General features: G+C 34.0%; 19 protein-coding genes. 6 read left to right on the forward strand and 13 right to left on the reverse strand.

All coding sequences use genetic code 11. The features are described from left to right. Positions 1 to 54: 54 nt before the first annotated feature. From FQU23_RS03150 to uvrC, 7 genes are all read right to left on the reverse strand, one after another. Positions 55 to 1,287 carry a M23 family metallopeptidase gene (locus FQU23_RS03150; protein WP_147672538.1) on the reverse strand — a complete coding sequence of 411 codons (1,233 nt, stop codon included), beginning with the start codon at positions 1,285 to 1,287 and terminating at the stop codon, positions 55 to 57. A gap of 24 nt (positions 1,288 to 1,311) precedes the next feature. Next, complete coding sequence (locus FQU23_RS03155) at positions 1,312 to 2,247, reverse strand: tryptophan 2,3-dioxygenase family protein (RefSeq protein WP_147672539.1); 936 nt, start codon at positions 2,245 to 2,247, stop codon at positions 1,312 to 1,314. Continuing rightward, positions 2,247 to 3,017, reverse strand: a complete 771-nt coding sequence (locus FQU23_RS03160) for a DUF3108 domain-containing protein (RefSeq protein WP_147672540.1) — start codon at positions 3,015 to 3,017, stop codon at positions 2,247 to 2,249. The genes FQU23_RS03155 and FQU23_RS03160 overlap by 1 nt, the downstream gene beginning before the upstream one ends. 291 nt (positions 3,018 to 3,308) lie before the next feature. Beyond that, entirely contained in the window at positions 3,309 to 4,469 is a 1,161-nt protein-coding gene (gene hppD / locus FQU23_RS03165; protein ID WP_147672541.1) for a 4-hydroxyphenylpyruvate dioxygenase, read from the reverse strand. Between the two features lie 240 nt (positions 4,470 to 4,709). Beyond that, a complete protein-coding gene (locus FQU23_RS03170) occupies positions 4,710 to 5,867 on the reverse strand; it encodes a homogentisate 1,2-dioxygenase (protein ID WP_147672542.1) in 1,158 nt (385 codons plus the stop codon). Between the two features lie 183 nt (positions 5,868 to 6,050). Further along, positions 6,051 to 8,252, reverse strand: coding sequence for a patatin-like phospholipase family protein (locus FQU23_RS03175; protein WP_147672543.1), 2,202 nt, complete (start codon positions 8,250 to 8,252; stop codon positions 6,051 to 6,053). Between the two features lie 58 nt (positions 8,253 to 8,310). Further along, on the reverse strand, positions 8,311 to 10,110 hold the full coding sequence (uvrC, locus tag FQU23_RS03180) for an excinuclease ABC subunit UvrC (protein ID WP_147672544.1): 1,800 nt from the start codon (positions 10,108 to 10,110) through the stop codon (positions 8,311 to 8,313). A 138-nt stretch (positions 10,111 to 10,248) separates the two neighbouring features. On the opposite strand from uvrC, the gene FQU23_RS03185 reads away from it, so the two are divergent. From FQU23_RS03185 to FQU23_RS03210, 6 genes are all read left to right on the forward strand, one after another. Then, positions 10,249 to 11,226 carry a succinylglutamate desuccinylase/aspartoacylase family protein gene (locus FQU23_RS03185; RefSeq protein WP_147672545.1) on the forward strand — a complete coding sequence of 326 codons (978 nt, stop codon included), beginning with the start codon at positions 10,249 to 10,251 and terminating at the stop codon, positions 11,224 to 11,226. Beyond that, complete coding sequence (locus tag FQU23_RS03190; protein ID WP_147672546.1) at positions 11,213 to 11,785, forward strand: 5-formyltetrahydrofolate cyclo-ligase; 573 nt, start codon at positions 11,213 to 11,215, stop codon at positions 11,783 to 11,785. The genes FQU23_RS03185 and FQU23_RS03190 overlap by 14 nt, the downstream gene beginning before the upstream one ends. 38 nt (positions 11,786 to 11,823) lie before the next feature. Then, complete coding sequence (locus FQU23_RS03195) at positions 11,824 to 12,021, forward strand: hypothetical protein (protein ID WP_132109059.1); 198 nt, start codon at positions 11,824 to 11,826, stop codon at positions 12,019 to 12,021. Positions 12,022 to 12,338: 317 nt separating this feature from the next. Continuing rightward, a complete protein-coding gene (locus FQU23_RS03200) occupies positions 12,339 to 12,926 on the forward strand; it encodes a hypothetical protein (RefSeq protein WP_147672547.1) in 588 nt (195 codons plus the stop codon). A 79-nt stretch (positions 12,927 to 13,005) separates the two neighbouring features. After that, positions 13,006 to 13,539, forward strand: coding sequence for a hypothetical protein (locus tag FQU23_RS03205; RefSeq protein ID WP_147672548.1), 534 nt, complete (start codon positions 13,006 to 13,008; stop codon positions 13,537 to 13,539). A gap of 223 nt (positions 13,540 to 13,762) precedes the next feature. Next, on the forward strand, positions 13,763 to 17,626 hold the full coding sequence (locus FQU23_RS03210; RefSeq protein WP_147672549.1) for a TIM-barrel domain-containing protein: 3,864 nt from the start codon (positions 13,763 to 13,765) through the stop codon (positions 17,624 to 17,626). 286 nt (positions 17,627 to 17,912) lie between these two features. Here FQU23_RS03210 and FQU23_RS03215 read toward each other — a convergent pair whose 3' ends face one another. From FQU23_RS03215 to recO, 6 genes are all read right to left on the reverse strand, one after another. Then, positions 17,913 to 18,536, reverse strand: a complete 624-nt coding sequence (locus tag FQU23_RS03215; protein WP_147672550.1) for a lipoprotein signal peptidase — start codon at positions 18,534 to 18,536, stop codon at positions 17,913 to 17,915. 122 nt (positions 18,537 to 18,658) lie between these two features. Beyond that, positions 18,659 to 19,039 (reverse strand): TraR/DksA family transcriptional regulator, encoded by a 381-nt coding sequence (locus FQU23_RS03220; protein WP_132109069.1) that lies wholly within the window; start codon positions 19,037 to 19,039, stop codon positions 18,659 to 18,661. Between the two features lie 3 nt (positions 19,040 to 19,042). Next, positions 19,043 to 22,504 (reverse strand): isoleucine--tRNA ligase, encoded by a 3,462-nt coding sequence (gene ileS, locus FQU23_RS03225; RefSeq protein WP_147672551.1) that lies wholly within the window; start codon positions 22,502 to 22,504, stop codon positions 19,043 to 19,045. Between the two features lie 145 nt (positions 22,505 to 22,649). Then, positions 22,650 to 22,856 carry a helix-turn-helix transcriptional regulator gene (locus FQU23_RS03230; RefSeq protein ID WP_147672552.1) on the reverse strand — a complete coding sequence of 69 codons (207 nt, stop codon included), beginning with the start codon at positions 22,854 to 22,856 and terminating at the stop codon, positions 22,650 to 22,652. Further along, on the reverse strand, positions 22,846 to 23,307 hold the full coding sequence (locus tag FQU23_RS03235) for a hypothetical protein (protein ID WP_147672553.1): 462 nt from the start codon (positions 23,305 to 23,307) through the stop codon (positions 22,846 to 22,848). Before FQU23_RS03235 ends, FQU23_RS03230 begins: the two co-directional genes overlap by 11 nt. Positions 23,308 to 23,417: 110 nt before the next feature. Next, entirely contained in the window at positions 23,418 to 24,131 is a 714-nt protein-coding gene (recO, locus tag FQU23_RS03240; protein WP_147672554.1) for a DNA repair protein RecO, read from the reverse strand. Positions 24,132 to 24,154 lie beyond the last annotated feature (23 nt).

Here is a 24,154-nt window from a genome sequence, read left to right on the forward strand (position 1 = left end):
GCGCTCCTTTCTCTATGTCATCTTTAACTAAGCTTTATCAGTATGGATTTCAATTTATAAATTCCCAATACTGTCTAACTCCGCTTTTAATGGTGCAATAGTCGTTAAATAACGTGCTCTATTAGCACTAGTCATTGGCTCACCTCCTGGTAATTTTAATTTTAAAGCATCTACCTGTTTTCCGTTTTTCCAAAAACGATAACATACATGAGGACCAGTCGCTAGACCTGTACTTCCTACTCGTCCTATAACATCCCCTTGGTTTACATGTTGACCACGACGAACCAAAATCTTAGACATGTGTAGGTATTGAGTGGAGTAAGTACCATTGTGCTTTATCTTTACATAATTACCATTTCCTGCAGTATAACCCGTTCTTTCAACAGTTCCTGAGGCTGTAGTTGTTATAGGCGTTCCATGTGGAGCAGCATAATCAGTTCCTTTATGGGCTTTCCATCGGTGTTGTACCGGATGATACCTATTACTTGAAAACCGCGAAGTCAGTCTACTGAATTTAATTGGTGTTTTAAGAAAGAAATTCTTTAAGGTTTTTCCATCCTCGTCATAATAGCCTACTTTTCCAGATGCCGGGTTTTGAATGTATGGGAAGGCATAAATAATTTTGCCTTTGTATTCGAAAAAAGAAGCTTCTAGATTTTCTACTCCATTATAAACGGAATCATTTATAAATCTTTCTGTAAAAGTAACAGCAAATCGGTCTCCCTTTTTTAGTTTAAAAAAGTCAATTGACCAGGAATATATTTTTGCAATTCTACTTGCTAAAGCAGCCTCTACTCCAGCATTACCCAAAGTTTCAGATAATGATCCTTTTAAAACACCACCTATTGTACGTCTTTTAATAGTAATAGGTCTTGTTTTTTTATAAGCCACTACGGTAGTGTCGCGAAAATCAAATATATAATAATTCAACGCATCTGGTTGATATACAAAAACCTGTAGTTTATTTGTTTTGTCTTTAGACCTAAGCATCGTGTATGCCTTATTTGGCTTAATAACACGAACATCAAAAGTATCTTTTACACTGTTTACAATGTCATATACTTTTAGGCTCCCAATATTTTGTTTGCTTATAATTGTACCGAAATTATCTCCCTTTTTAACGGTATCGTGAACGACATTAAATTCCGAAAAATTAAATCCAAAATCAGAGTTCTCTGCAATGGGTTTAACGATCTTAACTTTACTCTCTATTTCTTGATTCTTACTGGATTTATTGCAGGATAGTATTGCTGTTAATACTATAAAAATGATTACTACTTGCTTCAAACCTTGTTTTTTTTTTAATTCAACTTATACTTCTACACCCCAGTTTGCTAATTCCTCAGCACTCCATAACTCAGGAAAAAATATCCTTCGCTGGTATTTTGGGTGCATGTATTTTTTCCAATCACTGCCGCCAGTTGCCTCTCCAGTCCCTTTTCCACTTTGGTCAATGTATTTTATAGCAACGTTTAAATGCTGCATTACCCAGGTAATATTAACGGTATAATCAAAATGACGCATTGCTTTTACTAACTCAGGGTTTTTCTGGTCAAGCTCCGGTAGCTGTTTGAATTTCTGCCAGATATTGATCGTATTGTATTCCTCCATGTGAGCTAAAAACGTTTTTTTGTATTTTCTTTCAAATTCCTCTAGCAAATACGACTTTTTACCAGTTGCATAATCTTTACCCGCTGCTTGCCAATATAAATGTTCAAACGCATGCTCATAAGGCGTATTTCTATCAATAGCGTCTCTATATCTATTATCAATAAGGTTAATTAAATCAGTCGAAGAAAATTCGATTAATCGGTACTGAGCACTTTGAAAACCACTCGCTGGAGTCAAGGTATTTCTAAACTTCATATATTGCTCTACTTCCATTCCATTCTCCATAATACTGAAAGAGGTGGTAAGCATATCAAAATAGCGACTAATTCTCATTAATCTTTCTGCAAAAAAAGAGGCTTCGATATTTTGACAATAGGAAATTTGGCTCATTTCCCATAGAATCATTTTAAAAATCAATTCATTCACTTGATGATACATGATAAAAACCATTTCATCTGGAAGTGTAGTTCTCTGGGTTTGTATATTTAATAAGGCATCAGTCTGAATATAGTCCCAATAGGTAATGGGTTTAGACCAAAGTAAGCCTTCAAGCTGCGTCTCTGTTTTTTGATTTATGGCTGCATATTTTTCATCAATTTTGTTTAAAATAGCCTCTGCATTCTCAGTAATCTTCATTATTTTTTTATTTTAAATGGATGGTTCAGTCCTTTAAATGCATCCAAGTCTGCCTTTATAGATCCTACTGCTAGATCGGCTTTTATTCGAATAGGCAGTCTATTATCATCATCTGAAATCCAGACCGTAAGACTTTCTTTTTCTTTAAAAACACGACCAGATTGTACTAAAGGTTTAAAGATCATGGATGACACGACGCCAAATTTAGTTGTAATATCTTCACGACCTACAAACTTTAACTTAAATTTGGTGGTTTCATCATCGATGAACATATTGATCGCGATAGACTCTCCTGGATTAATTTTATCAATATTAGGGTAATTTCTTAAATAATAAAACGCGGATAAAATATCTTGGGTATCTTGTGGAGTAACAAACGTTTTCTCGTTTCTGTTTTTATAATCTTTAACTAAAACACTGTTGCTTGATTGATTAAAAAAACCTTCTTGATTTTTAATATATCCGCCTTCATTGATCTTCCTTACAAATCGAAGGGGATTACCGGTTGCCTTTTCAATATAACTTTCATAGACATCTTCTACTTTGAAAAAAAAACGAGACATTCCAGTAGTAAATCCTTTTCCTACAACATGAAAAGTTTTTTTATTATTGTACACGGCGTCTTTTACCTCTAGGGTTGCATATCCCGCATTAACAAAACCATAATGGATTCTGAATTTAAACCACTCGCCCACATCGTAAGCATCTTCTTGTGGAGAATCAAAGCTTACGGTTAACATCAATAGTAAGAATAGTACGAATTTTTTCATAGCTTATTTTTGTCTGTTTATTGACTGTAGTTGCAAATTTTGTTCCAAATATATCAAAACAAAAAAACTCAGTCAAATAATGACTGAGTTTTTATGCTATTAACTAACCAAAAAACTATAAATTATGAAATTTATATCAATACGGAAGGAAACCACCCCTTCCATTTTGCGAGTGCAAAGGTATGCAACAAAACTACATTTTTTATCAAAAAAAAAAGTTTAACACATCATTCACAAAAACACCTCTTTTTTGGCAGTTATTTTTTCACATAATGCAAAAAAAACATCTTTTTACAACGTTCCTCGCAATGCTTGTTCTCTCTCTATAGACTCAAATAAAGCTTTAAAATTACCTGCACCGAAACCTTTAGCTCCCATTCTTTGAATAATCTCAAAAAATAAAGTTGGCCTATCTTGGACTGGTTTTGTAAAGATTTGTAGTAGATAACCTTCCTCATCTGCATCTACCATAATCGCCAACTTCTCGATTTCATTTAAATCCTCTTTCATCATTTTCATGTGATCGCCTAATCTTTCTGGAATCGCCTGATAATAAGTATGAGGTGGAGCAGATAAAAATTCCACACCTCTAGCCTTTAACTCACTTACTGTTTTAATAATATCATCAGTGGCGATGGCAATATGCTGTATTCCTGGCCCACCGTAGAAATCTAAGTACTCCTCTATTTGTGATTTCTTCTTTCCTTCGGCCGGTTCGTTAATAGGGAACTTGATGCGTCCGTTTCCATTAGACATCACCTTACTCATCAAGGCCGAGTATTCTGTATTAATTTGCTTGTCATCAAAAGATAGGAAATTTACAAATCCCATTACCTCTTCATAAAACTTCACCCAGGTATTCATCTCATTCCAACCTACATTCCCTACCATGTGGTCAATGTATTTTAATCCCGTTGATTCTGGATTGTAGTCTGATTTCCATTCTTTATATCCTGGTAAAAAAACACCATTATAGTTTTTACGCTCCACAAAAATATGAACCGTTTCTCCATAAGTATAAATTCCGGATCGTATTACTTCACCATGCTCATCTTTCTCTACTGTAGGCTCCATAAAAGAACGAGCTCCACGCTTCATTGTTTCTTCATAAGCACTTGTAGCATCTTCTACCCAAAGAGCCGCTACTTTTACTCCATCTCCATGTTTTCTTAGATGTTCATGTATAGGAGAATCTTGAATTAAAGGCGTGGTAAGAACAATGCGTATCTTATCTTGTTTCAACACATAAGACGTACGGTCTTTTACTCCTGTCTCTAGGCCTGCATAAGCTAATGATTGGTATCCAAAAGCCGTTTTATAATAATGAGCTGATTGTTTAGCATTTCCTACATAGAATTCTACATAATCTGTTCCTAATAGAGGAAGGAAATCTTGTGCTCCTTCAAATATTTTTTCTAGTCCGTATTCTACTGATTTTACTTCTTTTGCCATTTTATTTATTTTTTGTAATTCGGTTTTTTATTATGACCGAAAATGTTGTTGATTGTTCTAAAGCCTAGCCCTGATAGTAGTAAAAATCCTTTTTTAAGGTTTTTTAACCGAAAAAAAGATTACTTCACTTTGTTTATATTTTCATTGGAGTTCAATAAACTTCGTTTGTAACGAATAGCAGGAAAAAGCTCCTTATTTAAATTAATATACTAAGTGTGATTGCTTCGTTCCTCGAAATGACTATTCTACCCACGATTTATAATATTGACCATCATCGATTCCCATTGCCTCTTCGGTTACCATAAGTGTTCTAAAAGTATCGACCATAACAGCCAATTCCTGAGTTTCTGTGTGACCAATACTGCGTTCCATAGCTCCTGGAGCTGGGCCGTGGGGAATTCCTTTTGGATGTAAAGTGATATGTCCTTGTTCGATATTATTTCTACTCATAAAATCACCGTCAACATAATACAATACTTCATCGCTATCGACATTACTATGATTGTAGGGAGCAGGAATTGCTTTCGGATGGTAATCGTACAACCTTGGCACAAAGGAACAAATCACAAAAGTGGATGTTTCAAATGTTTGATGAACTGGTGGCGGCTGATGAACACGTCCTGTTATAGGTTCGAAATTATGAATACTGAAGCCATAAGGAAAATTGTAGCCATCCCAACCTACTACATCAAAAGGATGCGTTGCATAAACAACCTCATGAATCATTCCTTCTTTCTTGATCTTAATTAGAAAGTCTCCTTTTTCATTATGAGTTTCTAATTCATTTGGCAAAATAAAATCGCGTTCACAAAACGGAGCGTGTTCTAGATGCTGTCCTGACTCATTTTTATAACGTTTTGGCGTATAAATTGGCGCGAATGATTCTACATAAAGCAATCTATTGTCTTCGGTTTCAAAATCAATTTGATAGATAATTCCTCTTGGAACAATCAGGTAATCTCCATACTCAAATGGGATGTTTCCCATCATGGTGCGCAATTTCCCTTTCCCTTTGTGAATGAAGATCATTTCATCAGCATCAGCATTTTTATAAAAATACTCGCGCAATGATTTCTTTGGAGCCGCTAGTCCTATTGTACAGTCTTTATTCACAAGCAATGCTTTGCGACTGTCAAGAAAATCATCTTCAGCTTTTAAATCAAACCCTTTTAATAGTAAAGATTTAATATTTTTACCAATGGCAATTTTAGGCTCTACAGAATAAGACTTAATAATTTCTTTTACTTGGGTAGGTCTATTGACGTGATACAGCAATGCAGAATTCCCATGAAAACCCTCTGTTCCAAAGAGTTGCTCGTAGTAAAAACCTCCTTCCGGTTTTTCAAATTGTGTGTGTCTTTTTTGAGGGAAAGTCCCCAATTTATGATATAATGGCATGATTGTTTATTTATAAGTTTAACAGCGTAAAGTAGAGATTACTTTACAACGCACTAAGTTAAATCAAAAAATAGTTACTCACTCAGGATTTCTCTTGATGAGGAATTGAAGATAATCCAATAAACCTAGCCATTTTGTTTTCATTGTAACAAATATCGGAATTAATATTGATATAAATTAAATTTAAAATGAAAAACCTACACTAAACCAAGTATGCCCCATTTTAGTTTCTGGAGACCAAGTGTGCTTAATTTCTATTGGACCAATTATAGTTTCTAAACCATAACCAACTGCGTAACCAGAATATTTTGGCAGTGCTACCCAATTGATGTTTTCAAACATTCTGTCGCCTAAGTTGGCAAAATTTGCCGAAATATTAAAATGATTCTTTTTCACAAACTCATAATCAATTGTCGCTGTAGACTTTACGTAACTATTGGCTGCTATACTTAAAAAATCATATCCATAAAAATGCCTGAAATTATTGATTTGATTGTAACCATAACCTCCCAATACAAAATTGAAGAAATTAACACTGTCATCACCAAATGCAAATCCAGCTTCTGTTTGAATTTTAATTGTAGTGTTTTTTAAAAGTGTTGCTGCAAATCCAAAATCAGTTTTTGCAATAGAAAACGGATTAAACGTTTTTGTATAGTCCGACGAAACTAAAAAAGATTGAATATCTCCAGAAAAATACCATCCTTTTCTAGGAAAAGACTTGTTATCAAAGGAATCATAATTTAAATATCCAAAAACACTTAAATAATCACTTTTGTCGATTGTTGGATTGCTATTGGCTAATGTTTCGGATTTAATCTTCAATAATTTATACTCTAAACCTCCTCCTATTAGAAACTTTTGCACAAATAAGGATTGAAAATAAACCTGATTTGTCATGTCCGAAAAATCTACGTTTATTGCATTTATCCCTAAGTTTTCGAGATCTGCATTACTTATTGCACCAGTTATATTTTTATTGAACTGATTAAAAAAGGATTTAAATCCAAAACTTAGATTGTATCCGTTTTCAATATAATACCCAAAATTATACCTGAAGTTGTCTCCAAGAGCAATATCCAGGGATGCCACATCATTTTTAAACAATGTTTTTTTACGGGTTAAGTTCACTAAGACTGCGCTCTTAAACAAACCGTCATAATGCAACCCAAATTTTAGATAGGATTTTGTTTTATTTTCTTTCAAGATAAGATTCAAGTCGTCTCCTTCATTATTAGAATCAAACGTATAATTAATAGTTCTAAAATTACCCGTCGCATTTATATTATTCATCCCAGTCTCTAACTGCTTATAACTAATTTTAGTTCCTGACTTAAACCGTAATTTCCCTATCACATAATCCTTAGTATAATTATCTAATTCGCTAGAATTTATACCTACAATTTGCAAACTATCTGTTGGAAGTACTAATTTAGGCTTTCGATAGAAATTTGATTCATCTACTAATTCTTTTATTTTTTCATAAACTGCAAATGTAGCTTCCTCCCCTTTTAAAATAATTTCTTTTCCTTTATCGAATGATATAACTCCAAAATCCTTAATATTTGGTTTGATGTAAATATCGGTTTTCAATACATTTCGCTTCATTTTTTCTATCGAATGAAGGTTTGTAATTTGAACTAAAATTTTCGTGGCATCTTTGAGCGAGTTCCGATCTCTTAAATCGTCTTGCACATCTACGCCAATGATTATATCTGCGCCAAGTTTTCTTATTTCATCAATCGGATAATTATTAGTCACACCGCCATCTACTAAAAGCGCACCGTCTATCTCGACTGGAGAAAACAAGGATGGAAATGCAGAACTAGCGATCATGGCTTGTGCAAGATTGCCTTTATCTAAAACCACTTGCTTACCAGTTTCAATATCCGAAGCAATGCATAAAAAAGGGATTGGTAGTTGATTGAAGTCTCGTAAATGCCTTACGTGTCTTGTAAGTCTACTTAATAAATTAAAATTATACATTCCTTTCGAAAGCGCTTCTGGTATTCCAATTTTAAATTTATTGAACGGTAATACAAGGGCATACAATTCATCGTTTTTTTTCTCGTAAAAATTCTTGGAAGACCTTGGAATGAAATCATTTATTAACTCATCAAAATTTGTAGAACCAAATATAGAATCGATCTGAGTTGCAGTATATCCTGAGGCATAAAGTCCACCAACAACTGACCCCATACTTGTTCCTCCAATGTAGTCGATCTTTAACCCTGCTTCCTCCAACACTTTCAAAACCCCGATATGAGCAAAACCTTTTGCTCCACCTCCGCTTAATACCAATCCTACTTTTGGTCTGTGCTGCTCTTGTGAAAACAAGCTCAAACAACTAAAGAAAACTAAAAGTAGAAAAGACTGTTTTTTCATATAAGGAGTACGGATTTTGATGGTATTTCTGATTATTTAAATACTATTTATTTTAAGGTCATTCAGTTACCATTTTGTAAAAGTCGACAATTTTTTTGGCTTTTGAAACACCAATAACGACAGAAATTTCCTTTTCTGTCGCTAATTTCAATCTTTTAACACTTTTAAAATGTTGTATTAACGACAACATCGTTTTTTCGCCAATTCCAGGAATGGATTCTATCGAGGAATTCAGCGCTGCTTTACTCCTTTGATCCCTATGATGTGTGATCCCAAAGCGATGTGCCTCATTTCGCAATTGCTGAATCACTTTCAAAGTTTCTGATTTTTTATCTAAATATAAAGGGACTGAATCTCCAGGATAAAACAATTCCTCCAGTCGTTTTGCGATACCAATTATCGCTATTTTTCCTCTCAATTCTAAATCATCTAAACTTTTTAGTGCTGCCGATAGTTGTCCTTTTCCGCCGTCAATAATTATGAGCTGTGGCAAAGGTTGGTTTTCATCTAGTAATCTTTTATACCTTCGATACACGACCTCAGTCATCGAAGCAAAATCATCAGGACCTTCAACCGTTTTTATATTAAAATGGCGATAGTCTTTCTTACTTGGTTTTCCATCTTTAAAAACGACACAAGCCGCAACTGGATTCGTTCCTTGAATATTCGAATTATCAAAACATTCAATATGTCTTGGCTCGACCGGCAATCGCAAGTCTTTTTGCATTTGCGCCATAATCCTATTGGTATGACGGTCTGGATCTACAATTTGCAATTGCTTCAATTGTTCAATTCTATAGAATTTTGCATTTCGAATAGAAAGATCTAATATTTGTTTTTTATCCCCTAATTGCGGAACGGTAATTTTTAAATTCTCCCCTAATTCAACAGCAAACGGAACAATAACTTCTCTGGACAACAACTGAAAACGCTCTCGGAGTTCGATTATTGCTAATTCTAATAATTCGACATCCGTTTCCTCCAGTTTTTTCTTGATTTCCATGGTATGTGATCGAATAATCGAACCATGAGAAATTTGTAAAAAGTTGACATAAGCGGCACTTTCATCAGAAACTATCGAAAACACATCAATGTTCGTAATTTTCGGGTTTACAATCGTGGAGCGTGACTGATAATTCTCAAGCACTTCAATTTTTTCCTTGATTTTCTGCGCTTCTTCAAAATGCATATCCCGAGCTAACTCCATCATGACTCTCTTGAAGTCTTTCATGCTCTCTTTGAAATTTCCTTTTAGTATTTCTCGAATAGCGTCGACCTGACTCTGATAATTTTCTAAAGATTCAAGTCCTTCACAAGGCCCTTTACAATTGCCAATATGGTATTCGAGGCAAACCTTAAATTTCCCACTTTCTATGTTTGATTTACTTAAATCATAATTACATGTTCTTAGCGGATAAAGCTCTTTTATAAGTTCCAGAATAGTATTTACGGTTTTAAAACTTGTGTATGGACCAAAATACTCCGAACCATCTTTCACCATTCTTCGAGTAGCAAAAATTCGGGAAAAAGGCTCTTTTTTAATACAAATCCAAGGGTAACTTTTATCATCACGCAACAATACATTGTATCGCGGCTGCAAGGTTTTTATAAGGTTGTTTTCTAGTAAAAGTGCATCAGTTTCCGTAGGAACAACAATATGTTTTATACTTACAATCTTTTTTACCAATACATTGGTTTTGGCTGTATCATGAATTTTATTAAAATAGGAAGACACTCTTTTTTTCAAATTCTTAGCTTTCCCCACATACAAAATTTTCCCTTCTTTGTCATAGTATTGATATACACCAGGACCATCAGGTAAGGTTTGAATTTGAAGTTCGAGCGTTGGGTTTTGCATTATAATGTTATTTCACAAAGACACATCTTAATTAAGTGGGATGTATATTGACCTTATTAGTTTGAAGTTATTTGTCTATTTAAGTCCAAATTTACGAATAACAAATAATAATCTCTAATTTTGATTTTTTAATCCACCATGAAAAACACAAAACCCATATTCATTTTAGGAGAATCTATTCTACCAGGCGAAAGCAAAACAGTGGACATGGAAATTGCTAAACTGCACAACACGGCAGAGCTGAAAATTCCAATAATTATCCATCGTTCTAAAATTGAAGGTCCTACTGTCCTTTTTTCAGCGGGAATTCATGGTGATGAAATCAATGGAGTGGAGATTGTTCGCCAACTTATCAGTAAGAAAATTAACAAACCTACAAGAGGGACAATCATTTGCATTCCTGTTATTAACATGTTTGGCTTCCTTAATAAAAGCAGGAAGTTCCCTGATGGCCGAGATTTGAATCGTGTTTTTCCAGGGCGTAAAAAAGGTTCTCTGGCCAGCCGCTTTGCCTACCATATGAATACTGAAATTATGCCCTTAGTTGATTACGCTGTAGATTTTCACTCGGGAGGTGCCAGCCGTTTCAACGCTCCACAGATTCGAATTGCTCCAAATAACCCCGAATTAATAACATTAGCCAATGTTTTTAACGCTCCATTTACGTTATTTTCTAAAAACGTTGCCGGTTCCTTTAGGAATTCTAGTGAAGCGTTGAATGTAAAAATGTTGCTTTTTGAAGGCGGAAAATCGCTTAATATTAATACGGCTGTTTCAGATTCTGGCGTTCATGGTGCAAAAAGAATACTGAGGTATCTTGACATGTTAGGACCAGAACACGCTATTGAGGAACCAGAGTCTAATACCATTTATATTGAAAAATCATCATGGATACGAGCGCAATGTTCCGGTTTATTGCACGATAATGGTTGTATAGGTCGCTATGTTCAAAAAGGAACGCTACTTGCGATCATTACAGATCCATTTGGCGAATTTGAACAAACAGTAAACGCGCCTAATGACGGCTACATCATAAACGCAAATCTTTCTCCAATTGTTTATCAGGGTGATGCAGTTTATCATATATCTAAAAAGATTGCAGATGGAAAACAATAAAAAAGTTTTACGAAAGAAATACAAAAATCTAAGACAAAAACTTTCTATCAGCGAAATAGAAGAATTGAGTTTGGCTGTTGCCAATAAACTACTAACACTTCCTATTTGGCAAAAAACCTATTTTCATATTTTCTTACCCATAACAGAACATAAAGAAGTCGATACCGAATTCATTTTGCATTTGCTTTCTGGCAAAGACAAGGAAATTATTATTTCTAAAAGCGATTTTGAGACCAGAAAAATGATGCATTATCTACTGACAGATAATACCAAAATCAAGAAAAACGAATACAATATTCCAGAACCTGTTGATGGTATCGAAGTGCCTTCTAACAAAATAGAAGTTGTTTTTGTTCCGCTTTTAGCCTTCGATAAAAAAGGACATCGCGTGGGTTATGGTAAAGGTTTTTATGATAAATTCCTCTCTGAATGTAAACCCGAAACGATTAAAATTGGACTTTCCTTCTTTGATGCTGAAGAGCTAATCGATGATGTACATGAAGGAGATATGCAATTAGATTATTGCGTTACTCCAAAAAATAATTATAAGTTCAAATAATAACACTTAAATTCGCAGTCTAAAAAATATTTTAAATTATGAAAGTTACTAAAACTTCAAAATTTGCTGTAACCCTACTGGTTATTCTGTTTACTGTGTCATTGTCAAGCTGTAGCTTCAGAACAACAACACACAGTTCAAATTACAAAGCGAAAAGAATCCCACCAGGGCAAGCCAAAAAAATTAATGGCGATAAAAGTGCAAAACACTACGCACCAGGACATAACAAAAGATAAAAAAAAGACCAATACTATACTGCCCCAAAAAGTTAGACACTATTTGGGGCATTTTTTATGGAAAAAAGTCAAATATTAGCGGCATTTAAACTGGCATGTAGAACTAGTTAGCAAACAGCATTATTGCTGTCTGTTTTTAGCTAAAAAAAGGGCAGTCTATTCAAAAGAAAGTGCTTTTAATTTATTAAATACTTAAGAAATATTTTATGAGAATAACTTTAACAATCTGTAGTCATTATCTGAAATATTATTAATTTAGCTTCGAAATTCAAGAAAAGCTTTAACCATAAAAAATTCCATTTCAACACAATTTACAAATGAAAAGAACAATAGCTTTCCTATTTTTAGGACTAACCTTAGGAGCAAACGCTCAAAATAATTCTGTTGAAAAATCAATGTTTGGAATTCAAACTGGACTTGCCGGAATCTGGCTTAACAACGAAAGTAAGTTATCCAATAGTATTGCTTTAAGAACCGAAATAGGAATTGAACATGATTTTACAGTAGGTGATCATTATGATGGAGCTGGATTCATCTTACAACCGGTACTAACAATAGAACCAAGATATTATTATAATTTAGAAAAAAGAAATACTAAAGGCTATGTAACAACTAAAAATAGTGGAAATTATATTTCGATCAAAACGAGCTATCATCCAGATTGGTTTGTTTTGGGCTTAGATGATAAAATAACAAAAACCGCAGATCTTGCTATTATCCCTACTTGGGGAATAAAACGACAAATAGGCAGCCATTTTACCTATGAAACAGCAATTGGATTAGGTTACCGTGTCGTCTACCTGAAAGACAATTATAACAATGGTAATTACCTGAATGTAGATGGAGCCGATAGAAGAAACCAATACACACCACATTTCCACCTAAGAATTGGTTATACTTTATAAAAAAGGAAATAAGCAAGCTTTGATATTTAGGTTAATTTTTTTTTACACTCGTTCCACACACAATAAAAAAACTAAAAAATTGAGCCTCAGAATAGACCAACAAAAGAGCATTCAAAAAGAAAGAATAATATTCAAACGAAATTGGGAATATGTGCTAGAAAAGATTTTCGAAATTCTTGTTTACTCAACTTGGACTGTCTTTTCTATATTACTGATTTTAAACCCTAAAAATGCAATAAGTGAATCCGCTACAATTACACTTATTTCTTTAAATATTCTTGTCTTAGTTTCTTGGTATTATATCTATAAACTGCTGAAAATTGAAATGCTAAACCCGGAAAAAGACCGGAAAATATTTGTTGAAGTTTTATCAAAAAGATTCCCTGAATTACAGATTAATAACACTGGTTTATATATGTTAAGAAGTAAAAAAAACAATGGTTTATTTAGTTGGGGAAAATCATTAACAGTACTCTTTGACGGAAATCAGATCTTTATAAACTTAATCACTTTAGGTAGAAATGAAACTAAATCTCCTTTTCATTCCATAGCAAATTATCTAAAACTAAAAAGTATTGCAAAAGAATTTAATACTTTGATGAATCGAAAATAGCAATTAGAAATCTAGTCTCTCAATTTTCAGAAATCACTTCCTATTTTTCTGCAATTAGTATTTTAATGACTAAAGTAGTTTTTGTCGTTATCCCCTTATTTTTTCATAACAAATTAGGCCCATTTCCTTAAATTTATCTACAACTAATCAGGAAATTAGATTGCTTCTTCAATTGTGAATGTTATTTTTACGATAAACAAAACAATTATAAATTCGACTTAAAATGACAACAAAATTCTGGAATGGTAAACCTATTGCCAGCGTTTTATTTGCTGTAGCCTCAATCATCTCGATCAGCAATCTTCAAGCGCAACAACTCAACGAAAATCAAACTGTCAAAGCGATATCGCAAACTAAAATACACGTTATTGGAGCAGCGAAAATCAATCCAACAACTATTGCAGTTACTTTTTCAAACAATCAAAAAATGCTTTTCGATTTTTATGGCGAAAACATTTTTAGATTGTTCCAAGATAATTCTGGAAAAGCAATGCGCACTCCAGAAGCAAAGCAGGAAGCACATATATTGGTTGAAAATCCTAGAAAATCGGTTGCTTCTTTGAGCATCAGTGATCAAGCAAAAGAGATGGTTATTGCAACAGCAGCAATCGAAATTATTTTTGACAAAAACACTTCTTTGTTCAAAATCATAGATTCAAAAACTAAAGCCGTAATTGTTGAAGAAACTGCACTTCCTGCATTTGAAGAAAAACAAGTTACCTTAACTTTAAAAGAAAATCCAACCGAATATTTCTATGGTGGAGGTGTCCAAAACGGTCGTTTTTCACACAAAGGAAAAGCAATTTCTATAGAAAATCAAAATAGCTGGACTGATGGTGGTGTAGCGTCGCCAAATCCTTATTATTGGTCTTCTAATGGATATGGAATGATGTGGTACACGTTCAAAAAGGGGAAATATGATTTTGGCGCTAAAGCAAAAGGTAGCGTACAACTTTCTCATGAAACTGATTATTTAGATGTTTTCTTTATGATTAATGAGCCGGTAACGGGCTTGTTGAATGACTTTTATCAGTTGACAGGAAATCCGGTTTTGTTACCAAAATTTGGTTTTTACGAAGGACATTTAAATGCTTACAACCGTGATTATTGGAAAGAATCACCAAAAGGAATTTTATTTGAAGACGGAAAAACCTATTCAGAAAGTCAAAAAGATGATACTGGAATTAAGGAATCTTTGAACGGCGAAAAAAACAATTATCAATTCTCGGCTCGTGGCGTTATCGATCGTTACAAAAAACACGACATGCCCTTAGGTTGGATTTTGCCAAATGATGGTTACGGAGCTGGTTATGGTCAAACAGAAACTTTGGATGGAAATATTCAAAACTTAAAAAGCTTAGGCGATTATGCTCGAAAAAATGGCGTTGAAATTGGTCTTTGGACACAATCAGATCTTCATCCAAAAGAAGGAATTAGTGCGCTATTGCAAAGAGATATTATAAAAGAAGTTAGAGATGCCGGCGTTCGTGTGCTTAAAACAGATGTGGCGTGGGTTGGAGAAGGCTATTCTTTTGGACTAAATGGCGTAGCCGATGCGGGAATTATAATGCCGAAATACGGTAATGATGCAAGACCATTTATCATTTCGCTTGACGGTTGGTCCGGGACACAACGTTACGCAACTATTTGGTCAGGAGATCAAACTGGCGGTGTATGGGAATACATTCGTTTTCACATTCCTACTTATTTAGGTTCGGGATTGTCAGGGCAACCTAACATTACTTCGGATGTAGATGGAATTTTTGGTGGTAAAAATCCAATTGTAAACACTAGAGATTTTCAATGGAAAACCTTTACGCCTATGCAATTGAATATGGATGGATGGGGTTCTAACCCAAAATATCCGCATGCTTTAGACGAACCGGTGACTTCAATCAACAGACATTATCTGAAATTGAAATCAGAGCTTATGCCATACGCATATAGTATTGCAAAGGAAGCCGTAGATGGTTTACCAATTATAAGACCGATGTTCTTAGAATCAAAAAATGCTTATACGCAAGGAAAAGCAACTCAATACCAGTTTATGTATGGGCCAAATTTCTTAGTGGCTCCTATTTATCAAGCTACAAAATCAGATGATAAAGGAAATGATATCCGCAACGGAATCTATTTACCAGAAGGAACTTGGGTAGATTACTTTAGCGGAGAAAAATATGAAGGAAATCGTATCATCAATGAATTTGATAGTCCAGTGTGGAAATTGCCTGTTTTTGTAAAAAGTGGAGCTATTATCCCAATGGTGAATCCAAATAACAATGTGGCTGAAATCAATACGAAGTTGCGTATTTATGAAATTTATCCTGAAGGAAAGTCGTCTTTTACAGAATATGATGACGATGGAATTTCTGAAGCATATAAAGCTGGAAAAGGAACTTTTACAGTAATCGAATCTGAAGTTAAAAAGGATAAAGCTACCATCACAATCCAACCGACAAAAGGTGATTTTAATGGTTTTGTTAAAGAAAAAGCAACCGAATTTAAGATTAATGTAACCCAAGAGCCTAAAAAAATAACGGCTAAAATTGGGAACAGCAAAACTAAATTGGCAAAGGCAACTTCGCTAGCAGATTATGCAAGTAAAGAAAATGTATATTTCTATGATGCTGCTCCAAATTTGAACCAGTTTGCAACAAAAGGAAGTGAATTTGAAAATGTAAAAATCACTAAAAATCCACAGATTTTAGTAAAATTAGCTTCGACAAATACAGCTGAAAATGGAGTAACTTTTGAAGTAAAAGGTTTCCTTTTTGCGCCTTTTGATAATTATAAAATTAGTAGTGGTACATTAACCGCTCCAGCAAATGCAATAGTTTCTGACGCGAATGCAGAACCTTATACTTTGAAACCAACATGGAATAAAGTTACTAATGCCGATTTCTATGAAGTAGAATTCAAAGATATGTCTTATACTACAATCAAAGGAACTGAATTATTGTTTGACGGATTAAATGCTGAAACTGATTATACTTTTAAAGTGCGAGCAGTAAACAAAAGCGGAAATTCACCTTGGACAACTTTCAGTGCTAAAACGAAAAACAATCCTTTGGAATTTGCCATCAGTGGAATTACCGCAACATTAAATGTGGCAGATCAAGACGGATCAGGAATTGAACAGTTATTTGATTATGATGAGGCTAATATGTGGCATACAAAATGGGATGCAAATGCAATTCCTTTTGAAATGGTTATCGACTTAAATACAATCAATCAACTAGATAAATTTGATTATTTACCAAGAATGAGTGGTGGAAACGGTAATTTACGAAAAGGAAAAGTATATTACAGCCATGACAAACAGGATTGGACTGAAGCTGGTGAATTTGAATGGAAAAATAACTCAGATGTTAAAACCTTTAAATTTAGCAACCAACCATCAGTTCGTTTTATAAAAATTACTGTTAGCGAAGGAGTTGGCAATTTTGGTACTGGCCGTGAGTTATATGTTTTCAAAGTTCCAGGAACGGAAAGTTACCGTCCAGGAGACATCAACAATGATAGATTGATTGATAGAAATGACCTTACTTCTTATATCAATTATATGGGACTACGACAAGGCGATGCTGATTTTGAAGGCTATGTAAGTAACGGTGATGTCAACAAAAACAAGCTGATTGACGCTTATGATGCTTCAGTAGTGGCTACTCAAATTGATGGCGGAATTAGCGATGCCAAAATTGAAAATTTAGCTGGAAAACTTGTCTTGACAACAGCTAAGCAAAGCTATAATAAAGATGAGATCATCGAAGTTAAAGTTTCAGGTAAGAATCTAAAATCGGTAAATGCGTTGAGTTTTGCACTTCCCTATAGTACTAAAGATTATGAATTTATTGGAATCCAATCGTTGAATACTAAGAAAATGGAGAACTTAACGAACGACAGACTACACTCTAACGGTGAAAAAGTTTTGTATCCTGCTTTTATAAACCTTGGAAAACAAGAAGCTTTAGAGGGAAGTTCAGATTTGTTTATCATCAAATTGAAAGCGAAACAAAAAGTAAACTTTAGTTTGAAACCATTACAAATGATGTTAGTGGATAAAAATTTGAATACACTAAAATTATAGTAACACCTTTTACTTGTTGAATCAAGTGAATAATTTCCTAAAATTCCTTTCTCATTCGTGAGAAAGGAATTTTTGTTTATTAGAATTCTATTAAAAATAATATTAGGGATACTCTTTAATCACACTTGGACAAACTCACTATAGTTATAAATACTAACACTAATTTAAGCTTGTCCAGATAGAATAAAGCCTGTCCTACATAGAATGCATCATTAACAAAAAACCCTCTCGATCGCTATCAAGAGGGCTTCTATATTTTAGTAAATAACTACAACTATAAGATACTTTAGGCGATTATTCCTTCTCTATCTTCTTCAGTATGAAATGCTTTTTTGTTGAAGAAAATCAATATCCCAACACCAGTTGAAATCGCCATATCGGCAACGTTAAAGATAGCGTTGAAAAAAGTGAAATCTTTTCCGCCCCAAATTGGTAGCCAATTTGGTAAAATTCCATGCCAAAAAGGGAAATAAAACATATCCACTACTTTACCGTGAAAATAAGTACCATAAGGCTGCTCTGAAAATAAAGTCGCTAATTGAGATTGACTATCATCGAAAATTACACCGTAAAAAACAGAGTCTATGATGTTCCCAAAAGCTCCTGCAAGTATTAATGCAACAGCGACAATCAAGTAATTTGAACTGTGTTTTCTTTCTACCGAATCCCAAAGCCAATACCCGATTCCGCAAACCGCTACTAATCTAAATAGAGTAAGGAACAATTTACCATATTCTCCAGGAATTTCAGTACCCCATGCCATACCTTCATTTTCAATGAATAGAATTTTAAACCAATTAAAGACTTCTACTTCTTCTCCTAAAACAAAATTAGTTTTAATATATATTTTCGAAACTTGATCAACGATTAATATAATGAAGATAAGTAAATACGCTTTTCGTAATGACATTTTTTAAATTTTAAGTGGAGCAAAAATAGGTAAATTCTAAAAAAAAAGTAAATTCCAAATCCCAATAATTGTATAAATTATTATTAGAATTTGGAATTTTTAGTAGTGAAATTTTAAATTTCTTATCGTTGCAAATTTTTAGCTTCTATGCTCATCGTTGCATGCGGAACAATTTTAAGTCGCTCTTTACTAATTAGCTTTGCTGTAACTCTACAAACACCGTATGTTTTATTCTCTACACGGAATAATGCATTTTTTAAATCACGAATAAACTTCTCCTGACGGATTGCTAATTGCGAGTTTGCTTCTTTAGACATAGATTCGCTACCTTCCTCAAATGCTTTGAATGTAGGCGACGTATCGTCAGTTCCATTATTCAAATCATTCATGTAAGCACTCTTAATCAAGTCTAAGTCTGCTTGCGCTTTCTGTATCTTATTCAGAATTATCTCTTTGAACTCTGCCAAATCAGCGTCAGAGTATCTTGTTGGTGCCTCTACCATAATCTATTTATTTGTAATTGTTATTTTTGTTTTTATCTCGTCAAATTCAATCTCAACCCCTTCACTCATATAATCTTCAAAAACTAATTCTTCTGTTAGTGTTTCTGATTTTATATATTCGACATTTGGCATTACTGCTTCTTCCAGAGTATCATTTTTTTGCAAATGAACTTTTATTTTATCTGTAACTTCAAATCCAGAATCCTTTCTGATATTTTGAATTCTGTTTACTAATTCCCTTGCAATTCCTTCTTTTTTCAATTCCGGAGAAATAACAATATCAAGCGCTACCGTTATTCCGTTTGAATTAGCAACCAACAATCCTTCAATATCTTGAGACGAAATCTCCACGTCTACTATTGTTAAAGTTATGCTTTTTCCTGCAACTTCCAAGTCTAATGAGCCATTGCTTTCCAATTGATTGATTTTTTCAGCCGAAAAACCTTGTATCTCTTTAGCTATCAGCCCCATATCTTTTCCAAAGCGAGGACCTAAAGCCTTGAAATTTGGCTTAATTTGCTTCACTAAAACCCCAGACGCATCATCTAAAAATAGGATTTCTTTAACATTTACCTCTGCTTTTATGAGGTCGGAAACTGCCTCAATTTCAAGCCTTTGTTTATCGTCAAGTACTGGTATCATTACCTTTTGCAAAGGCTGACGCACCTTAATCATTTCCTTTTTACGGAGTGATAAAACTAATGAGGAGATCGTCTGAGCCTTCTGCATTTTGCTCTCTAACATTTTATTAACAAAGTTTTCAACGTGTTTTGGAAACTCTGCCAAATGTACACTATCAAATTGCTCTGATTGTGTTGCCATCGTTAAGTCTCTGTAAAGCTTGTCCATAAAGAACGGCGCGATAGGCGCTCCCAGCTTACTAATAGTCAATAAACAAGTATATAACGTTTGATAAGCGGCAATTTTATCCTGTGCATACTCTCCTTTCCAGAAGCGTCTTCTACACAAACGAACATACCAGTTGCTTAAATTTTCTTGAACGAAATCAGATATGGCGCGAGCAGCTTTTGTAGGCTCATAATCAGCATAAAAACCATCTACCTCTTTTATCAATGTATTCAATTCAGAAATAATCCATTGATCGATTTCAGGTCTTTCATTTAATGGAATTTCAGCTTCTTCATATTTAAATCCGTCGATGTTTGCATACAAACTAAAGAACGAATAGGTGTTATATAGAGTTCCAAAGAATTTTCTTCGAACCTCAGCGATTCCTTCAAGATCAAATTTTAAGTTATCCCAAGGATTCGCATTGGATATCATGTACCAACGCGTAGCATCTGGACCATATTCAGCTAATGTTTCAAAAGGATCTGCTGCATTTCCTAGACGTTTGGACATTTTTTGTCCGTTTTTGTCCAGAACCAGTCCATTCGAAACTACATTTTTATAGGCCACTTTATCAAAAACCAAAGTTGCAATTGCATGCAATGTGTAAAACCAACCACGGGTTTGATCTACTCCCTCCGCAATAAAGTTTGCAGGGAAATCTTTATTGTCGTCAATTTTATCTTTGTTTTCGAAAGGATAATGCCATTGTGCATAAGGCATTGCTCCACTGTCAAACCAAACGTCAATCAAGTCAGCCTCACGCTTCATAGGTTTCCCAGAAGCAGAAACTAAGGTGATTTCATCAACCACATTTTTATGTAAATCAATTAAATCATAATTTGATTCATCCATATTTCCAATTTCGAATCCTTTAAAAGGGTTTTCGTTTTGGAATCCTGCCTGAATTGATTTTTCTATTTCGTTGTATAATTCCCCAATAGAACCTACCAGAATTTCTTCCTGTTTGTCTTCTGTTCTCCAAATTGGCAATGGGATTCCCCAAAACCTAGAACGCGACAAATTCCAGTCATTGGCGTTTTTTATCCAGTTTCCAAAACGCCCTTCTCCTGTCGATTTTGGCTTCCAGTTGATGGTTTCGTTTAAGTCAAACATTCTGTCTCTTACCTCAGTAATTTTTATAAACCAAGAGTCAAGCGGATAGTACAAAATGGGTTTATCCGTTCTCCAGCAATGAGGATAACTGTGAACATATTTTTCTACTTTAAATGCTTTATTTTCTTCTTTTAGAAGAATAGCAAGCTCGACGTCAATAGAGCGTTCTGGCGCATCACCATCGTCATAATATTCGTTTTTCACATATTTTCCGGCAAATTTACCCATATGCGAGGTGAATTTCCCTTGTAAATCTACTAATGGAACTGGAGTTCCACTTACATCTAAAACCAATAATGGTGGAACTTCAGGTGTCGCTTCTTTCGCTACTTTTGCATCATCAGCACCGAAAGTAGGTGCCGTATGTACAATTCCTGTTCCGTCTTCGATTGTTACAAAATCCCCTGAAATTACTCTAAAAGCATTTTCTGGGTTTTGATAAGGCAATGCAAATGGTAATAATTGTTCGTAACGAATTCCAACCAAATCTGCTCCTTTACATTCTGCAAGAATCTGGTATGGTATTTTTTTATCTCCTTCTTTGAAATTTTCAAAATCAGTAAAGTCTTTACTTTCATAAAAACCTTTCCCAAATTGTTTTCCAACTAAATTCTTAGCCAAAATAACATTCGTTAATGAAAATGTATATTGATTGAAGGTTTTTACTAAAACATAATCGATTTTTGGACCTACAGTCAGAGCTGTATTAGATGGCAAGGTCCAAGGTGTTGTCGTCCAAGCCAAGAAATAAACCTCATCAAGGTCTAAAACTGACAACTTATAATGTTGTAAATTTTTTGAACTGATATAATCATAAAACTTCGAAAGCAATAGTTCTCTTGACGATTCCAAAACTTTGAATTGCGCAACAACCGTTGTGTCGGTTACATCTCTATAACTTCCGGGCTGATTCACTTCATGAGAACTCAATCCTGTACCTGCTTTTGGGGAATAAGGCTGAATGGTATAGCCTTTGTACATCAAATCTTTATTATAGATTTGTTTAAGCAGCCACCAAACCGTTTCCATATATTTAGACTTATAAGTCACATATGGATCTTCCATATCTACCCAATAGCCCATTTTTTCGGTTAAATCATTCCATACATCGGTATAACGCATTACGGTTTTTTTACACGCCTCGTTATATTCTTCGATGGAAATTTTTGTTCCTATGTCTTCTTTAGTAATTTCCAGTTCTTTCTCCGTACCTAATTCCACAGGTAATCCATGAGTATCCCAGCCGGCTTTACGCTTAACTTGGAATCCTTTTTGCGTTTTATATCTACAAAAAATATCTTTAATAGCACGTGCCATCACGTGGTGAATACCTGGCAAACCATTTGCTGAAGGTGGCCCCTCAAAAAATACGAATGGTTCATTTCCCTCACGGGTTGTTACACTCTTCTCAAATATGTTTTCTTTCTTCCAGAAATCAAGTACTTCTGACGCTACAGTTGGTAAGTCAAGTCCTTTGTATTCAGTAAATTTTGTGCTCATTTTATCCTTTTCTTTAATCGAAGTGCGAAAGTAATAAAATTAAGTCGAAAGTGGAAAGTACAAGGTCGAAAGTTGCTTAATGAACTGCTTTTGTTTTGAAGATTATAAACAGATCAAAGCGAACATCATAAAAGGATAGATATTGCTAAAGCAATTCTTCATCTTCTAATTCAAAAAATTCATTAACTGATTTCCCAAATAACAATGATAATTTCAAAGCTAAAACTGTTGAAGGAATAAATCTATTTTTTTCAATCGAATTTATAGTTTGTCTAGAGACTCCAATTTTTTCAGCTAGTTGCTCTTGCGTAAGATCTAATATAGCGCGTTCTATTTTTAATCTATTCTTCATTATACGCTTTTTTTAACTTGCGGAAAGTAAGAATTTGCATGAACAATAAAACCCCAAATATTGGAATATCCTTAACACCTTCCATTTTTGGGGCATCAGAAAAACTACAGGAAATTATATAATTAACAAATGGCAGTGATAAATAGCCTAATACCGTTCCAATAAAAGCGTAATGGTAGGATTGCATCCTAATCTTTGCGATTAACTCATCTTCTACTTTTTCCTTAGAAATTGCAATCATGAGCAAACTTAAAATAGCTAGAGTCGAACCTATCCTTTGAAACAAATCTTGATATTTATTATTTTCTAAATAGATTGAGATCAGTGGAACTGAAATGAATGATACGATAAAAAATATTAATCCAACAATTTTAAATTTATTAGGTAATTGATAACCTGTAAACTTATCAATTTTTTCAATATCTCCTTCTTGTTTTACTTTTGGTTCCATAAAGTTAATTGGTTAAATCTTGCTTTCCATAAAGAATAACAAACTTGATTAAAAGACAAATATACTTTACTTTTTGATACAAAATTAAATTATGAAGGAATTTTTTCCTCCTATGAAAAAACCTCTTTTAAAACATCTAATGATTTTGGTTTTTTAAAACCATCAAGATGCAGTGTATAGTAATCAATTAAAATTTTCAGCACTAGCTGTCTTTCAATTACGTGAAAGATTTTTTGGTCGTTATCAAATCGTAAGGCAATGAGTTTTTTCAACAAATTGGTTTCATGTTCTGTTAGCGAACTAATGGCGTGAAAGGGCGAAAAAACACCTTCGGTCATTTCGAAAAAAGACATGTCCATGTCAGAAATATCAGGATAAAAACCTAAGTATTTTGTAGCTTCCAGCATTAAAATCAAATGAAAATTAGCGATTTCATCGTGATTATCTAACCATAGTAGAGCCGCTTCTAGAAAGTCAAAAAGAGCTTCATTCTTTTCCTCTTCATGGATCGAATGATGCAAAACTTCTGAAACGAACATCACAATCGTACTCTTATAAATATCAGAATGTATCGTTTGAAAAGGCGTGCTTAGTTTAATTTCTTTAAAGTTCTCGAGCGTCCCCTTGTTCTTGTGTACCGCTTCTATTTCGAGAATAGACAAAGGCTGGAAATAAGCAATTTTCTGATTTGATTTTCGACCCGAAAAAGCATCGCGAACGAAATAAGACTTTAATCCATGCGATTGGGTAAAGCATTTTACAATCAAGCTTTTTTCCTGAAATTTTATGGATGAAAGAACTATGGCTTTAGTTTTAACTTGCATTTCTTTTGTTTAAAGTTTAAAGT

Source organism: Flavobacterium sp. XN-5, assembly GCF_008033395.2.
Taxonomy (GTDB): Bacteria; Bacteroidota; Bacteroidia; order Flavobacteriales; family Flavobacteriaceae; genus Flavobacterium; species Flavobacterium hiemivividum.

What these genes read in the sequence shown, in the direction of transcription:
- FQU23_RS03155 (WP_147672539.1), bottom strand. Translation starts at nt 2,247, where the DNA reads ATGAAGATTACTGAGAATGCAGAGGCTATTTTAAACAAAATTGATGAA.
- FQU23_RS03160 (WP_147672540.1), bottom strand. Translation starts at nt 3,017, where the DNA reads ATGAAAAAATTCGTACTATTCTTACTATTGATGTTAACCGTAAGCTTT.
- hppD (WP_147672541.1), bottom strand. Translation starts at nt 4,469, where the DNA reads ATGGCAAAAGAAGTAAAATCAGTAGAATACGGACTAGAAAAAATATTT.
- FQU23_RS03170 (WP_147672542.1), bottom strand. Translation starts at nt 5,867, where the DNA reads ATGCCATTATATCATAAATTGGGGACTTTCCCTCAAAAAAGACACACA.
- FQU23_RS03175 (WP_147672543.1), bottom strand. Translation starts at nt 8,252, where the DNA reads ATGAAAAAACAGTCTTTTCTACTTTTAGTTTTCTTTAGTTGTTTGAGC.
- uvrC (WP_147672544.1), bottom strand. Translation starts at nt 10,110, where the DNA reads ATGCAAAACCCAACGCTCGAACTTCAAATTCAAACCTTACCTGATGGT.
- FQU23_RS03185 (WP_147672545.1), top strand. Translation starts at nt 10,249, where the DNA reads ATGAAAAACACAAAACCCATATTCATTTTAGGAGAATCTATTCTACCA.
- FQU23_RS03190 (WP_147672546.1), top strand. Translation starts at nt 11,213, where the DNA reads ATGGAAAACAATAAAAAAGTTTTACGAAAGAAATACAAAAATCTAAGA.
- FQU23_RS03195 (WP_132109059.1), top strand. Translation starts at nt 11,824, where the DNA reads ATGAAAGTTACTAAAACTTCAAAATTTGCTGTAACCCTACTGGTTATT.
- FQU23_RS03200 (WP_147672547.1), top strand. Translation starts at nt 12,339, where the DNA reads ATGAAAAGAACAATAGCTTTCCTATTTTTAGGACTAACCTTAGGAGCA.
- FQU23_RS03210 (WP_147672549.1), top strand. Translation starts at nt 13,763, where the DNA reads ATGACAACAAAATTCTGGAATGGTAAACCTATTGCCAGCGTTTTATTT.
- FQU23_RS03215 (WP_147672550.1), bottom strand. Translation starts at nt 18,536, where the DNA reads ATGTCATTACGAAAAGCGTATTTACTTATCTTCATTATATTAATCGTT.
- FQU23_RS03220 (WP_132109069.1), bottom strand. Translation starts at nt 19,039, where the DNA reads ATGGTAGAGGCACCAACAAGATACTCTGACGCTGATTTGGCAGAGTTC.
- ileS (WP_147672551.1), bottom strand. Translation starts at nt 22,504, where the DNA reads ATGAGCACAAAATTTACTGAATACAAAGGACTTGACTTACCAACTGTA.
- FQU23_RS03230 (WP_147672552.1), bottom strand. Translation starts at nt 22,856, where the DNA reads ATGAAGAATAGATTAAAAATAGAACGCGCTATATTAGATCTTACGCAA.
- FQU23_RS03235 (WP_147672553.1), bottom strand. Translation starts at nt 23,307, where the DNA reads ATGGAACCAAAAGTAAAACAAGAAGGAGATATTGAAAAAATTGATAAG.
- recO (WP_147672554.1), bottom strand. Translation starts at nt 24,131, where the DNA reads ATGCAAGTTAAAACTAAAGCCATAGTTCTTTCATCCATAAAATTTCAG.